The following is a 14157-nucleotide window of genomic DNA, read 5'->3' on the forward strand; positions in this document are numbered from 1 at the left end:
GAAGAGGAGGGGGAAGAGCGCAATGAACGCACTCTGAATGAAACTCACATACCGTTCCGGAAAGTCTTGTGATCAATAACACCGCTTTCACGCACACCTTTCAACGCAAGAGCATACTCTTTCAGGACAACAAGACTGTAATCCATACGCTCTTGCATTTGGCGATCAGCTTCTGCATCTTCACCCGTCATAACAGAAGCCACATTTCGTACAATAAGGTGATCTGGAATGTAGCAGAGACGACAATTTTTATAGCTGCTTGAGCGCAACTCCATAACGGGATAAGAACCGCCCTGCTCAGCAGACACAGCTGTGATCAGGCCTGGCTTATGTCCTAACTGCTGCGCCCCGAAGATCAGGAAAAAGTTTTTCAGACCTGAAGGAACCATGCCATTCCACTCCGGCGACACCACTATAATCGCATCACTGTCGTTTAATCTGGCTTTCCAGGGAGCCAAAAGGGACTTCCACTCTTTATTGCCAGAAAAGATGGACTCATCCCACAATGGCAGAGGATTTTCTGCCAGATCAAGAATATCTACCTGATCAAACAGCGCCAGTGCCTGTGCACGCAGTTTGAGCACATGACTGATACGAGCACTCTGGGATTCCTTACGGTGGCTTCCGCTAATAATAGTCAGGTTCATCAACACCTCTTCTAATACCAATCGAACTTTCTAACTCCCTGTTGCGCTGAAGATTTGAGCCTTAATCCTGCGTTGGCGACGTCGCCATAGCTAAGGCTATGACGCCTCACGCTCATCACGGGAGTTAGAAAGCACGACTGGTATAACTATTCCGATTACCAAACACCGGGAAATAATAACCAGAACACCCTGCTAAAGCGAAGCCAGCCTGGTCAGAAAAACCAAACCAAAAAATAAACCGCAGAGTTTTAAGCCCCGACTTACTTAACAACTTTCAGATTCGGCTTGCCAGGCTTACGGGGAGTTTTTTCGGACCGCTCTTCTTTTTCAACGGAGGCTTCCTGAGACTCCGGACCCGACACAGCCTCCAGCTCAAAATGAGGAGACACATGCTCTTCCGACTCGGCAACAGGCTCAACTTCAAATACCATACCCTGACCGTTCTCACGGGCATAGATGGCCATCAACGATTCAACAGGAACCACTATGGTCAATGCCTCACCACCAAAGCGACCATCAAAGGTAATAACATCATTTCCCATATGCATGGCACGCACTGCTGCCGGGGAAATATTGAGGACTATTTGATTATCCTTAACATACTCTCTGGGCACCTCTACCCCTTTACGGGCAGTATCCACCAGAATGTATGGGGTGCAGTCATTTTCAAGAATCCAGTCGTAGATTGCTCTGGCAATATAAGGGCGACTGCTGGTCATTGTCATAATATGTCTCCATCCAGACTAACTCCGGACAACTGTCTGACCCAGGAGCCATCAATAGCCACTATAGAAGAAGTCCCCTGACCCTCTCCGTGGATAAGGGTTTCGAAAAGCAGCAAGCAAAGCAGGTCACTTTTTAACACCGTATCGGCGAAGTGCACCATTTTTGCGACAGCCCCTGAAACAGAGAAAACACTTCTAATCTGCCAAGAGCATCGGCTGCCTGGAACAATCGTCTGACAGTCAAAGATTCGAACATACTCTCAGCTCATGACTGCTTGGCCAGATTATTTAGCCCTGGCAGCCAGACTGCCAGGGTCTAGTTTAAATCAAAGAGTTTCACGCATCTCTTTTTCAATTTCAGACAGGCTTTCTTTGAAGGATTCGCGCTCGAACAAACGTTCAGCATAATCCAGGATCGCCTGCCCCTGCTTGGGCAGTTCAATGCCCATCGCGGGGAGCCTCCAGAGAATTGGGGCTACACAGCAGTCCACCAGGGTGAACTCATCACTCATAAAGAATGGCTTTTCAGCAAAAATAGGCGCTACGGACAACAGGCTTTCACGAAGCTCTTTACGAGCACGGGCCGCAGGCGTCTCTTTGGTTTTTGGATCCGTAATAGCATCTACCAGGCTGCACCAATCTTTCTGGATGCGGTGCATCATCAGACGGCTCTGGGCACGGCTGACCGGATAAACCGGCAACAGTGGTGGATGAGGAAAACGCTCATCCAGATACTCCATCATGACGCTCGGCTCATAAAGCACCAGCTCACGATCAACCAGAGTTGGAAGGCTATTATACGGGTTGAGATCAGACAGTTCCTGAGGCAGATTTTCAGGGTTCACATCCTGAATATCTACCGCGACCCCTTTTTCGGCCAGAACAATACGAACCCTGTGACAGTAGTGGTCAGATGGATCCGAGAAAAAAATCATGGATGACTTTTTGGCAACTACAGCCATGAAGTACCCCCGCCTCATGCAAAGGAAAAGAGCTCCCGAGCGAGCCAGCTTACTCATTCGATCCCATAATTCGGATGAGCAGCGCTGACTTGACGGGCCGACACAAGAAAATAACGGGTTATCTTAGCAAACTTTACGCCCTGCGGAATAGGCACCACGGAAACTTTCGTAAAACAAGAGCAAATAACCCAGAGAACAACCCTAAAAATCCGAACAAACAAGCTAAAGCCCTCTGAAATCAGCGGGCTTTCTCACAAGCTACTCAAGATCTTTTGAGGAAAACAAATTACTTCCAGCCAGGAACTGCACTGCCTTTAAACAACTCCCTGGCTTTTTCTTCCACTGCCGGAGTATGGTAAGACTCAACCAGAGTCTGAATGCGAGGATCCCCTTTATTATCCTCACGTGCCACAATCAGATTGACATAAGGTGAGTCCTTACCTTCAACCAGCAGTGCATCTCGCCCTGGCAGCAGACCTGCAGGCACAGAGTAGGTTGAATTGATGAAAGCCAGGTCAACATCATCCAGAGAGCGAGGCAGTTGGGCAGCATCCAACTCAATGAACTGAAGGTTTTTAGGATTTTCAACAATATCAGCCGGTGTCGCCTCAAGATTACTGACGTCTTTGAGTTTAATGAAGCCCTTGTTATCCAGCAGGATCAGTGTACGGCCTTCATTACTTGGATCGTTTGGAATAGCCACTTTGGCTCCATCTTTGAGCTCGCTGATATCCTTGATTTTTCTGGAGTATGCGCCAATCGGATACACAAAAGTATTACCTACAGCCGCCAGCTTGAAACCACGATCACGAATCATGCTGTCCAGATAAGGTTTGTGCTGGAAGGCATTAGCATCAATAGAACCATCTGCCAGAGCCACATTGGGAGAGACGTAATCAGAAAATTCGACCAATTCAACATCCACTCCATGATCTTTTTTAGCAATGTCAGCGGCCACTTTCATAACGTCAGCCTCCGGACCTGCCATAACGCCTACCTTCAAAGGACCTTCCGGGGAATTCTCAGAGCCACACCCCGCCAGCAGAACACTGGCGACCATAAGCACTGCGCCTGCAAGTGCTTTTAATTTATTGACTGCAAACATTCTTCACTTCTCCATTCAACCAGTTCGGGACAAAGCACTGAAACAACCTGTCCCATTCAATGGTTTAATTCACAAACACTCAGCGAGTTCTGTCGTAATAATTTTGCAAACGGTCGCCAATGCTCTGTATCAACTGAACCAGCACAATAAGCACCACCACAGTGGCGAGCATGATGACGCCATCAAAACGCTGGTAGCCATAGCGGATACCCAGGTCACCAAGACCACCACCGCCAATGGCTCCCGCCATGGCCGAATAACTGACCAGGGTCACCAGAGTAATGGTCATACCATTAATCAGCCCGGGACGTGCTTCGGGCAACAATACCCGACTGACAATCTGCAAAGGCGTTGCGCCCATGGATTGGGCTGCCTCCACCAGTCCAGAAGGCACCTCATTGATAGCACCTTCAGCAATACGGGCAACAAAAGGGATAGCTGCCAGGGTCAGCGGCACAATCGCGGCCGTTGTCCCGATAGAGGTTCCTACCAGCAGGCGAGTCAGAGGAATAATCGCTACCAGCAGTATAATAAACGGCACAGAACGTGTAGCGTTAACGACGGCACCCAGCACTGAGTTTAAAGCTGCATTTTCTTTAATACGTCCGGGCTTGGTAATATATAGCAACACACCCAACGGAATACCAAAGAGGAAACTGAGTCCGCCAGAAACTACTGTCATGTAAAGGGTTTCCCAAAGCGCCTTCCCCAGGAGAAGCCAGGAATCAGCTGACATAGCCCACTACCTCCACCTGCACATTGTCTTTAAGAAATTGCATGGAAGCCTCAACGTCTGACTCCTCGCCCATAATTTCTACCATCAGAAACCCCATGGACTTACCATGAACGGTTTCAATGTCAGCTTGCAGAATGACAAAATCAGTACCAAACTGCTTCGCCGCCCGGGTAATCAGAGGCTCCACTACCCGCTGCCCGACAAAGGTAATCCGCACAACCGGCCTTGAGCCTTCTTTTGGCTCTGATTGAAAACGACTTTCCACTTCAGCCGCCGGCTTTTCGTGGATAGCACTGCGGACAAACTCTCTCGCCAGTTCCGTTTCTGGATTCAGGAAAAAAGATTCGACATCATTTTCTTCAATCAGCTGACCATGGCTTAGTATCGCAACCCGATCACAAATGGTTTTAACAACATCCATCTCGTGAGTAATAATCAACACAGTGATTTTCAACTCACGATTAATATCCTTCAAAAGTGCCAGAATCGATCGCGTAGTCTGAGGATCCAGTGCCGAGGTAGCTTCATCACACAGGAGAACTCTGGGCTTACTGGCCAGGGCACGGGCAATAGCCACCCTCTGTTTCTGCCCTCCTGAAAGCTGGGATGGATAGCTGTCCCGCTTTTCTTTCAAACCGGTCAAATCCAGCAGAGGAGCCACCGCCGTTTCTATTTCAGGCTTACTGGCACCGGCCAGTTCCAGTGGCAGAGCAATATTCTGATAAACCGTTCGGCTCGACAGTAGATTGAAGTGCTGGAAAATCATCCCTATATTGTGACGAGCCAGGCGCAGGCCCTTTCCGGCCAGATGAGTAAGATCCTGACCGTCCACTATGACCTGACCCGAGCTGGGGTGCTCCAACATATTGACACAGCGAATCAGCGTACTCTTGCCAGCACCACTTGAGCCAATCACACCGTAGATTGACCCTTCCGAGACACTGAGATTAATGTCATCCAGAGCCCTGACCTCCTTGCCTCCTGCTTTAAACACCTTGGTAAGGTTTTTCAGTTCTATCATCATCACTCCTGCCTGATTCAGATACAATCAGTGCATGACTGCCTGAGTTATACTCAGTCAGTTCAATCAGTTCTTCTGCCTTGGCGGGTTGCGTGAGAGCTGGTTATAAATACCTGATCAGGTATCTACTGCCCACTCGAAAGTTTCAGCCTTCAGATCGATTAAACGACCTCTTTTTCAAGGGCAAAAAAAAACCACCCTGTGCTAAACAGAGTGGTTTTTCATGAATTCGTTCATAAACCCTTCTTTTAGCGGTATTTCTATAGCGCCCGCAAGCCAAGACAAATCAGCGCATCCTCAGAATCGTAATAGACACCAAAACTAAAGTCAACCAGCCGCTACCAGCAGAACACGCAGGCTCTGCACGACCTGAAAAGATCGATTATCGAACACCGGAAGCAATAGCACTGACACCGGCAATGCTGCAAAGAACCAGCAAGGCATGGCGAATCATTCTTTGATCAATCCGGTGAGATAGATGGGAAGCAATTTTACTCCCCAACAATACGGGTGGAACCAGCATCAGGGCATCCTTAAAGTCATCGAGCCCCACCATGCCACCCGCTGATAGAAATATCAGTGAGATCGCACTGCTAAAAACAAAATAAATGGACATGCTGGCCCGAATTTTGTCCCCGGTTTCATTCTGCATGACCAGAGCTATCGGAGGTCCGCCAATAGATGATGTTGTACCTGTGATGCCAGAAATAACACCGGCAACAAACAAACTGGACCTGCTTGCCCGAACTTTTACAGAAAACAGACTCACAATGACAGCCATAAGAACAGCCACACCTATAAAAAGGCTCATATGCTCTCTGGAGGCCACTACCAGAAGATAAGCTCCCAGCAGTGAGCCCGGAACCCTGCCAGCCACAGCATACTTCATCTCTGCCAGATCCAGTGCCCCCCGATACTTTCTGACCGTCAACAGAGACAGCAACATTGCCATGCAGATCAGAGTGCCCGGCACCAGAGATGGCGCAACAACAAAGAGAATGGGAGCGGCTACCACTGCCATACCAAAACCAATCATGCCCTGGATCAAAGCTCCCAGGAAAACAACGGCCATGGCTATTAATTGCGGGTACAGGCTCAGATCCATAACATCACAGAAATATCAAATATACCGATAGGGGATATAAATATAACCGTTTGTTATGTGCAGAATCCACTGTCATTTATACCCATAAGGGGTTTAGCACGACATTAGACGTTTACTATCCAAACAACTGCCTGTATGAAAGTCACTGGGTCAGGCGCTGACCGTACCAGATGTTTTAATTGATTGTATGTTCAATCAAAAAAAATCAACAAATTGCATAATTTCATTTATTCATTAATCAAGCTCAGAGTCTGGAATATGCACTCCATTTTTCATTGTTTCCCGAAGAAAAACTGGCCATTGCGACTGATCCAGTTTAACCGATGGATTCAGCGGTTCAATCAACTTTTTACTTCTGGCCAGGTATTTCTGTTTCTCTTCTTTTGAGAGATGCTTTTTGGAACCAGAACTTATTTCCGAATCAATCTTGCGGCAGAAATGATTATACAACTCCAGGGGATTAGACAAATTACCGGAAATCATCGGAATAATGCACTGACCGACAATACCAGCATCGGTTTCACTCAGTAACTCACTCCAGGGTTTTCCCGAACCGCTGTTCAATTGAAGCAGAATATTTGACAAGTGCTCTCTGCATCGTTCTTTATCATAATTATACGAACTTATATCCCACGTTGGTTTATGGGTATCCAGATCTTCAAGGTTAAATGCAAACTGGCCCAGGGCTTTTCTGGTCCGTTTCAGATATTCGAGTGTATTTTTTATACTGACCACCTCTTCACTCTTCTGCCAATCTTTTCTCATTCTGCCCCGTTGTTTCTGTAGCTGGTTGGAAATAGAGTGTTCAAATTCTTCTTCCCGCTGCTGAAAAAGCCGGGTTACCCTGTGGTACTCATTGTTGAAGGATGCTTTGATCTTTTTCACAACATCGGCAATAGCAATGATTAAATGGATATCCACATTTTTTAACATGCTGGCTCGCACTGCATGATAAAAATCATGCTGCATAAACTCGAGAATCCATCGAGCAACTATGTGGTCAGCAGTTTTTGGCAAAGGGTGACCAGGAAACGGAATAGCCATGTCTCTGAATCCTTTCAGCCCGCCGGTTCTGATATCTTCAAGCGAACTGGCCCCGATCACTGGATTGATTTTATGGGCTTCTTCCTGACAAAAACTGTCAATAAAAGCCTGTCGCAACGTGATGGATGGGCATATCACCCAACCAGTCCACCACCAGTCAACTAATAAAACGTTGAAGTTTCTGTTTGACAGGACTTTATACATCGTACGCAGCCCTTTGTCTTTATCTGAGGAATCCGGATACGTGCAGCTCCAGAAACTTGCCTCAACCGGAGGTGCTTTTTCAAGCAAACGCTTCATTTTCTCGATGATGGAACTCACATCAAAAGAAGAACCGTTAAAAAACCACTTTGACCTTTCTAGTGAAAGCGCAATGATGCCCCAGTTGGCTTCATTAGCGTTTCTGTTACCGTCAAACAGCTTGTGATGAACAATTTCAAATGATTTTATATTCCGGATACCTTCCAGGTAAACGCCCTGCAGGGTGACCAGGGTTGCAAAATCATTGCCGCTGATTTTCTTTTCCCGAAATGCACGGAGCGCTGCATAGGCAAAGGTATCAGTTTTAAAAAAGCTGAGGTGTTCATCAGTGATTTGTTCTGGCTTGCGACAACACTGGACAATTTGTTTGAGATGATCTTTGGTAATGGCATTAACCTTTTCCATGATCAATGATTGTTGGTCTGTCTTAATTCTGCGAACAACTTCTTTAAACGCCTTTGCATGGTCATCAGTGCCTGGTAAATCCAGGGGGTTTGAAGATATTCCCTTAACGTCTCTGTCCTTCAAATCCGTTGGAGGACCTGCTGAATATCTCTGGTTACCGGGCAACACAGCATCATCACTCGTGCAGCCAACACATCTGAATGCGCCGGTGATGGTGCACCAGATAGCACCAACGCGACTTGGCGCAGTATTTTCAGGCCTTAAAGACACCGGGTATCCGCTTGCCCCGGCTACACAGGAAGGGTTCATAATTCTAACCTCCATGTTAGATTTCTCGCTAATCGTTATAATTTTGACCCGGTAGAGAATAAAAAGTTCCGGGCCATAAGCCACAGAAGTTACTCTTCACTGTTACTTGATAAGATGACTCGGAACCCTGTCAGACTGCTATCCATTCAAGGCCCGTTATGCAAGAATACTTTTCCTGATTGTTTAGCTTTATCTACCAGAAGTCATTTTCATGCCCGATATTTTCGTAGCCGATTATTCAAACCCTGATCATGGTCAGGCCATTATTGAATTGCTCGACCACTACGCCAGAGACCCCATGGGTGGAGGAATGCCACTAAGCAGCTTCACCAGAGAACATCTGATTCAGGAACTGTCAAAACGTCCTTTCACATTTTCGGTGCTTTGTCTGGTTGATGGACAACCAGCCGCTCTGGCCAACTGTCTGGAAGGATTTTCTACTTTCGCCTGCAAACCTCTGATCAATATCCATGATGTGGTCGTTAATGAGTCATTCAGAGGTCAAAGCCTTTGCAGAAAACTTTTCGAAAAAATTGAACAGATCGCCAGAGAAAAAGAGTGCTGCAAAATCACGCTGGAAGTTGTGGAAGGGAATCATGTAGCACAGGCTGCTTACCGAAAGCTTGGCTTCTCGGGTTTCGAACTGGATGAACAGCTCGGACACGCCCTGTTCTGGGAGAAAAAACTCTGACTTCTCACCTTTCGCTCAAAGGCACAGATATGTCCGGAAAATACGTTAAAGTTGGCCAGAAAAATCGCCTGAAAGTCGTCGGTAAAGCAGGCTTCGGCGTATTTCTGGATGGCAGACAGTTTGATGAAATCCTGCTACCCAAAAGGCATGTCCCTGCAGACTGCAATATTGGAGATGAACTGGATGTCTTTGTCTACCTTGACTCCGACGACCATTTGATCGCAACGACAGAAACACCACTGGCCTGTGTTGGTGAGTTTGCAGCGCTGAAAGTCAAAGAAGTCAATCCGATTGGAGCCTTTCTGGACTGGAATCTGGGCAAGGATCTGCTGGTCCCCTTTCGTGAACAAAAAACCCGTATGCGCGAAGGTGGACACTATATTGTCTATCTCTACCAGGACGAAGAAACAAGACGCATCGTAGGATCCTCAAGGCTGCATAAGTTCATTGATCGCTCAGCAGGAGAGTACCAGAACAGCCAACCTGTATCCCTTTTGATTTACGATAAAACCGACCTTGGCTATATGGCCATTATTAATAACAGACACCAGGGACTGCTTTTCAGCCAGGAAGCAAACGACTCAGTCAAACCGGGTGATAAAGTACAGGGTTATATCAAGCGTATCAGACCGGATGGAAAAATAGACCTCTGTCTGAAAAAGCCCGACTTTGATCAACAGGCGCTGGACTCTCTCAGTCAACAGATTATGGACAAACTGGCAGTTGCCGGAGGTTTTCTTCCTCTGAACGATAAAACCGATCCTGCTGAAATCAAACGGGTCTTCGGAGCCAGCAAACGTGCCTTTAAAATGGCACTGGGTGGGCTGTACAAGCAGCGTCTTATTAAAATTGAAACATCCGGTATCCGCAGCAGCCAGTGATTAACTTTCTGGCTGCAAGCTTTCTATGGCCCGGAAGATACTGGAAAAATCTTTCTTGCCCATTCCCCCGGAAACATGGCGGTTATACAGCTCATAAGCAAGGCCACCCAAAGGGGTCATAGCCTCACTGCTAGTGGCAGCCGCCATTGCCAACCCAAGATCTTTCAACATCAGCTCGCTCATAAATCCCGGCTCATAATTCCTGGAGGCCGGAGCGTTTTCCATCAGACCAGGACATGGATTATAAACCTCCAGTACCCAGTTTTTTCCTGAACTGGCCAGCATGATGTTAGAAAGTACCTCTGGGTCAAGGCCATTTTTGGTTCCAAGATTAAGCGCCTCCGAGGTACCAATCATTGAGATGGACAACAACATGTTATTGCAGGCTTTGGCCACTTGACCAGCTCCTGGTCCACCGGCCAGAAAAACATTCTTACCCATGTCCAGAAGTATCGGTTTCACCTTTTCAAACACTTCAGGGTCGGCGGCTCCGCACATAAACGACAGAGTACCTTCAGTCGCACCAGCAACGCCACCGGACACAGGCGCATCAATCATTGACCTCCCTCTCCCGGCAGCAGCAGCCGATAACTTTCTGGCGGTGTCCGCATCAATGGTACTGGTGTCGACAAGAATGGCAGAAGTGGGAGCGGAATCCAGCAAACCCTGATCCAGGTAGAGACTTTCTACATGCTTACTGGCGGGCAACATAGAAATAACAAACCCGGCTCCGGAACATGCCTGCTCTGCACTGGCTGCTGCTCTTGCTCCCAGAGTGGCCAGAGAACTCACTGCCTCGGGAACAAGGTCAAATACACTCACATCGTGACCGCCCCTGATCAGATTAGCCGCCATGGGCGCTCCCATATTACCAAGACCGATAAAGGCTACCGTTGCCATGATCAGCACTCCCGAGTGTTTGTTGTTGTCATGTCAGCGCAATCAAAAAGAGTGATACCCATATAATATGCAGGATTCCGATTGAAACTAAAACCCAGGTATTTAACGACCTGAAGTCTGCTTCAATATATCAGTATCGTCCAGAACTGCACACCCATTGATTATTTTTCACATTATCAGGCCAGGAGCCTGTACTTCAGAATATACTCATCCGCACGTGTACAATCCTGTATATTTCCGACACCCCCCATGAAAGCGAACACTCCGGCCACATCCCCCTTTAGAGAAACGACTATGATTACCTGTAGATTTTTTCGAGTACGGATAAATACGGTGTAATTAATTACATCATTGTCTTGATTATCCTGAACAAGATGCACACAATCCGCCAATCATAGTTATTAGCTGTAAACTGAACACGATGCGCAAGTACGAAGATTCTCTACCACTCAAATTGCTTAAGGCCAGAGAGGCTGCCATGAGCTTCTTCCGTCCCATGCTGCAAGAACACTCCATTACCGAACAGCAATGGCGCGTGATGCGGGTTCTGAACGACACCGACGAGATGGAGACCAAACAGCTGGCTGATGCCTGCTGCATTCTGAGCCCGAGTCTGACAGGCATTATCCAGCGTCTTGAGCAACAGGATTATGTCAGCCGCCGCAAATCATCAGAAGACCATAGACGTATTTTGGTCAAAGCTACTCCTAAAGCCAGGAAACTGTTGGACGAGATGACCCCTATGGTGGAAAACAGTTATAGCCGTCTAACCGAGGGTTTAAGTCAGGAAAAAATGGAGCGACTGAAAGAACTGCTTGATGAAGTCAGTCTGTTGACCAACTGAGATCTGTTATTTTAATTTTGTGATCGGCAGGATATCGGCTGAATAAGCCTGTCAGTTATGTCCTTAGGGCTACAAATCCCCCCTGTCGATACCGCACTGATCAATACCAACAAATAGACTACTGTGCCTGCATAAGGATAATTAAAATTGCCAACCCCCCTGCACCTGAACAGGTCAGAATTCATCTTTATTTGATGTAAAATTATTAAACTTCCCCAGAGTAAAATCATAATGAAAACCGTTTTCAGAAGCGCGGTTCTATTTCTGACTCTTAGTAGTTCTTTCACTTTTTCTGCTGGCAAGTCTTCTACTGAAGTGCTGGCTCACAGCACAACCAGCTGGGATGGTACCCTTCTGAAAAGTGTCACCCTTGAGAACCCTGAAGTCCGTGTACTGCGTATTACCATCGCCCCACGCTCAAGACTGCCCATTCACAAGCACCCTGTTATCAATGCAGGCTACCTGGTTAAAGGTGAATTAACGGTGATTCGATTGTCTGATGGCAAGCAACTGAACTTGAAAGCCGGTGATGCGCTGGTTGAGATGGTAGATGAGTGGCATTACGGAGTGAACACATCGGATGAGCCTGCAGAAATCGTTGTTGTTTATGCCGGTGATGAAGGCCAGGCTATAACGGTGTTTAAAGAAGAAGAACAATAACCTGTGAGTTCTCGCGCTGAAGCAGCCGCTGCCTGCAAACCACTCAAATGACGATCCTCCGGCAGCGCGACGTTTCTTGCACTGATTGACCCGATTCCGCAACCGGCTAGAGCGATCGCTTCTGCCGCCCCCTGTAAGCTGAACACAAGAGCCACACCAGAAATTATGCCAGAAAAGTTTCTCGATAGACGAACCCGGCTAAGGTCTAAACTGAGCAGGCTATTGCACTTATTGCTTGAATCCATCTGAGCTCTTTTAGCAAAAAAGGTATAGTCAATGAAGAATTATAATGTTTTTGCGTTGATAATCTTTGTGTTAGGGGTTTTGGCTGCAGTTAATGTTAGCCACAAATATGAAGGCAATCACGAATTGCTCGAGCCGACTTTTCATTATGGCTTTTGGTCGCTTCTTCCCGGATTAGTAACAATAGCCTTGTGCCTGATCACCAGAGAGCCACTAACAGCCTTATTGGGTGGCATCATTGTTGGTGCAATTATGCTCGGTCAATACGATTTGACTGACAAAGTGATTATTCCCAACCTGGCTAAAAAAGGCACTGCATCAATACTATTGCTGTATTTATGGCTTCTTGGCGGCCTCTTGGGGGTTTGGTCCAAAACGGGCGCTGCACAGGCATTTGCCACCTTTATGACCAAACACTTTGTAAAGGGTGAACGTTCCGCAAAAATAGTCGCCTGGCTACTGGGTGTTCTCTTTTTCCAGGGGGGGACAATAAGTACCGTACTGGTAGGTACTACTATACGTCCGATTGCTGATAAAGCGAAAGTCAGCCATGAAGAAATGAGTTACATTGTCGACTCAACGGCTTCTCCCATTGCTTCTGTACTGGCATTCAACGCGTGGCCTACTTACGTGCAGGCATTAATTTTTGTGCCCGGTGTATCATTTCTGGCAACGGAAGCGGATCGTTTAGCTTTTTTCTTTAGCAGTGTGCCTTTCAGCTTTTATAGTATTTTGGCCGTTACCGGAACACTTTTACTGTGTCTGAATATTACTTGTTTTTCCGGTTCCCTCATGAAAAAGGCACATAGAAGGGCTCTGGAAACCGGTCAGCTGGACGCTCCAGGTGCAACCCCCCTCAGCACCACCGAACTACAAACACCGAAAGTCCCCGAAAATTACAGGCCGAATGTTCTGGAATTCATTATTCCTCTGGTCAGTCTGATTGCTATCGCTGTCTTAACGTTCATCTACCTGGGCACTCCAAAAGTTAACTGGGCCTTCGGAGTCGCTTTATTGCTCTCTGCTTCCATTGCCATCGCTAAAGGTATGTCATTAACCCATGTCGTTGAAGGTTTTGGTGATGGGTTAAAAGGTGTGGTGGTTGCTTCGGTCATCCTGATGCTTGCGGTGATCATTGGCAGTATCAGCAAGGAAGTTGGCGGAGGATCATATGTCGTGTCGCTACTCGGCGAGCAGCTTCCCTATTGGTTATTGCCGGTAATTTTACAGCTGATGACTATGATCATTGCCTTTTCAACGGGTACCAGCTGGGGAACCTATGCAATCACCTTCCCCCTTACCATGCCTCTTGCCTGGGCCATCGCGCAATCACAGTCATTAGCAAATCCAAAGCTGTTTATGATGGTATGTTTCGCCACAGTATTGAACGGAAGTGTGTTCGGAGATCAATGTTCACCTATATCTGACACAACCATATTAAGCTCGATGACCACTGGCTGTGACCTGATGGATCATGTTAAGTCTCAGATCATTCCGGCAATATTTGCTGCTTCACTAGCGGCTTGTTTATGGACAGCAACCGCCTATTTTTTTGCATAAGTCTTTTACAGTCAGCAAAGCAACCCTGCAGAGAGCTCATGCGTCGAAATCCGGCAGG

General features: G+C 47.2%; 15 protein-coding genes. 5 read left to right on the forward strand and 10 right to left on the reverse strand.

All coding sequences use genetic code 11. The annotated features are described in order from the left end of the window. Positions 1-44: 44 nt before the first annotated feature. From ACOMG9_RS16520 to ACOMG9_RS16560, 9 genes are all read right to left on the reverse strand, one after another. Entirely contained in the window at positions 45-647 is a 603-nt protein-coding gene (locus ACOMG9_RS16520) for an NADPH-dependent FMN reductase (RefSeq protein WP_448217688.1), read from the reverse strand. Between the two features lie 260 nt (positions 648-907). Beyond that, positions 908-1372, reverse strand: a complete 465-nt coding sequence (locus ACOMG9_RS16525) for a ClpXP protease specificity-enhancing factor (protein WP_422134535.1) — start codon at positions 1370-1372, stop codon at positions 908-910. Then, complete coding sequence (locus ACOMG9_RS16530) at positions 1369-1533, reverse strand: hypothetical protein (protein WP_494529110.1); 165 nt, start codon at positions 1531-1533, stop codon at positions 1369-1371. Before ACOMG9_RS16530 ends, ACOMG9_RS16525 begins: the two co-directional genes overlap by 4 nt. Positions 1534-1698: 165 nt before the next feature. Beyond that, positions 1699-2334 carry a glutathione S-transferase N-terminal domain-containing protein gene (locus tag ACOMG9_RS16535; protein ID WP_422134536.1) on the reverse strand — a complete coding sequence of 212 codons (636 nt, stop codon included), beginning with the start codon at positions 2332-2334 and terminating at the stop codon, positions 1699-1701. 286 nt (positions 2335-2620) lie between these two features. Then, positions 2621-3439, reverse strand: coding sequence for a MetQ/NlpA family ABC transporter substrate-binding protein (locus tag ACOMG9_RS16540; protein ID WP_422138486.1), 819 nt, complete (start codon positions 3437-3439; stop codon positions 2621-2623). A gap of 79 nt (positions 3440-3518) precedes the next feature. Next, a complete protein-coding gene (locus ACOMG9_RS16545; RefSeq protein WP_422134538.1) occupies positions 3519-4175 on the reverse strand; it encodes a methionine ABC transporter permease in 657 nt (218 codons plus the stop codon). Next, entirely contained in the window at positions 4165-5196 is a 1032-nt protein-coding gene (locus ACOMG9_RS16550) for a methionine ABC transporter ATP-binding protein (RefSeq protein WP_494530394.1), read from the reverse strand. Before ACOMG9_RS16550 ends, ACOMG9_RS16545 begins: the two co-directional genes overlap by 11 nt. Positions 5197-5578: 382 nt before the next feature. After that, complete coding sequence (locus tag ACOMG9_RS16555; RefSeq protein WP_448217689.1) at positions 5579-6301, reverse strand: sulfite exporter TauE/SafE family protein; 723 nt, start codon at positions 6299-6301, stop codon at positions 5579-5581. 234 nt (positions 6302-6535) lie between these two features. Beyond that, entirely contained in the window at positions 6536-8320 is a 1785-nt protein-coding gene (locus ACOMG9_RS16560; RefSeq protein WP_494529111.1) for a hypothetical protein, read from the reverse strand. Between the two features lie 211 nt (positions 8321-8531). Between ACOMG9_RS16560 and ACOMG9_RS16565 the strand changes: the two genes are divergently transcribed. Further along, entirely contained in the window at positions 8532-9011 is a 480-nt protein-coding gene (locus tag ACOMG9_RS16565) for a GNAT family N-acetyltransferase (protein ID WP_422138489.1), read from the forward strand. A 29-nt stretch (positions 9012-9040) separates the two neighbouring features. Next, positions 9041-9892 carry a CvfB family protein gene (locus ACOMG9_RS16570; RefSeq protein WP_494529112.1) on the forward strand — a complete coding sequence of 284 codons (852 nt, stop codon included), beginning with the start codon at positions 9041-9043 and terminating at the stop codon, positions 9890-9892. Here the strand turns inward: ACOMG9_RS16570 and mmsB are convergent, their stop codons facing one another. Further along, on the reverse strand, positions 9893-10792 hold the full coding sequence (gene mmsB, locus ACOMG9_RS16575; RefSeq protein ID WP_422138491.1) for a 3-hydroxyisobutyrate dehydrogenase: 900 nt from the start codon (positions 10790-10792) through the stop codon (positions 9893-9895). 421 nt (positions 10793-11213) lie between these two features. Here mmsB and hpaR point away from each other — a divergent pair, with 421 nt between their 5' ends. The 3 genes from hpaR (at position 11214) to ACOMG9_RS16590 (ending at position 14099) form a co-directional block, all read left to right on the forward strand. After that, on the forward strand, positions 11214-11636 hold the full coding sequence (hpaR, locus tag ACOMG9_RS16580; RefSeq protein WP_422134544.1) for a homoprotocatechuate degradation operon regulator HpaR: 423 nt from the start codon (positions 11214-11216) through the stop codon (positions 11634-11636). A gap of 231 nt (positions 11637-11867) precedes the next feature. Beyond that, on the forward strand, positions 11868-12296 hold the full coding sequence (locus ACOMG9_RS16585) for a cupin domain-containing protein (RefSeq protein ID WP_448217692.1): 429 nt from the start codon (positions 11868-11870) through the stop codon (positions 12294-12296). Between the two features lie 276 nt (positions 12297-12572). Continuing rightward, positions 12573-14099: a Na+/H+ antiporter NhaC family protein gene (locus tag ACOMG9_RS16590; protein ID WP_422134546.1), complete on the forward strand. Its 1527-nt coding sequence runs from the start codon at positions 12573-12575 to the stop codon at positions 14097-14099. The last annotated feature ends 58 nt before the right edge of the window (positions 14100-14157 follow it).

The sequence above is a fragment of the Endozoicomonas sp. PH6C genome (genome assembly GCF_059322965.1).

Excerpts from the sequence above, each read along its gene's own strand:
- ACOMG9_RS16525 (WP_422134535.1), bottom strand. The coding sequence starts at position 1,372 with ATGACAATGACCAGCAGTCGCCCTTATATTGCCAGAGCAATCTACGAC.
- ACOMG9_RS16555 (WP_448217689.1), bottom strand. The coding sequence starts at position 6,301 with ATGGATCTGAGCCTGTACCCGCAATTAATAGCCATGGCCGTTGTTTTC.
- ACOMG9_RS16585 (WP_448217692.1), top strand. The coding sequence starts at position 11,868 with ATGAAAACCGTTTTCAGAAGCGCGGTTCTATTTCTGACTCTTAGTAGT.
- ACOMG9_RS16535 (WP_422134536.1), bottom strand. The coding sequence starts at position 2,334 with ATGGCTGTAGTTGCCAAAAAGTCATCCATGATTTTTTTCTCGGATCCA.
- ACOMG9_RS16560 (WP_494529111.1), bottom strand. The coding sequence starts at position 8,320 with ATGAACCCTTCCTGTGTAGCCGGGGCAAGCGGATACCCGGTGTCTTTA.
- mmsB (WP_422138491.1), bottom strand. The coding sequence starts at position 10,792 with ATGGCAACGGTAGCCTTTATCGGTCTTGGTAATATGGGAGCGCCCATG.
- ACOMG9_RS16550 (WP_494530394.1), bottom strand. The coding sequence starts at position 5,196 with ATGATAGAACTGAAAAACCTTACCAAGGTGTTTAAAGCAGGAGGCAAG.
- ACOMG9_RS16565 (WP_422138489.1), top strand. The coding sequence starts at position 8,532 with ATGCCCGATATTTTCGTAGCCGATTATTCAAACCCTGATCATGGTCAG.
- ACOMG9_RS16590 (WP_422134546.1), top strand. The coding sequence starts at position 12,573 with ATGAAGAATTATAATGTTTTTGCGTTGATAATCTTTGTGTTAGGGGTT.
- ACOMG9_RS16540 (WP_422138486.1), bottom strand. The coding sequence starts at position 3,439 with ATGTTTGCAGTCAATAAATTAAAAGCACTTGCAGGCGCAGTGCTTATG.
- hpaR (WP_422134544.1), top strand. The coding sequence starts at position 11,214 with ATGCGCAAGTACGAAGATTCTCTACCACTCAAATTGCTTAAGGCCAGA.
- ACOMG9_RS16570 (WP_494529112.1), top strand. The coding sequence starts at position 9,041 with ATGTCCGGAAAATACGTTAAAGTTGGCCAGAAAAATCGCCTGAAAGTC.
- ACOMG9_RS16520 (WP_448217688.1), bottom strand. The coding sequence starts at position 647 with ATGAACCTGACTATTATTAGCGGAAGCCACCGTAAGGAATCCCAGAGT.
- ACOMG9_RS16530 (WP_494529110.1), bottom strand. The coding sequence starts at position 1,533 with ATGGTGCACTTCGCCGATACGGTGTTAAAAAGTGACCTGCTTTGCTTG.
- ACOMG9_RS16545 (WP_422134538.1), bottom strand. The coding sequence starts at position 4,175 with ATGTCAGCTGATTCCTGGCTTCTCCTGGGGAAGGCGCTTTGGGAAACC.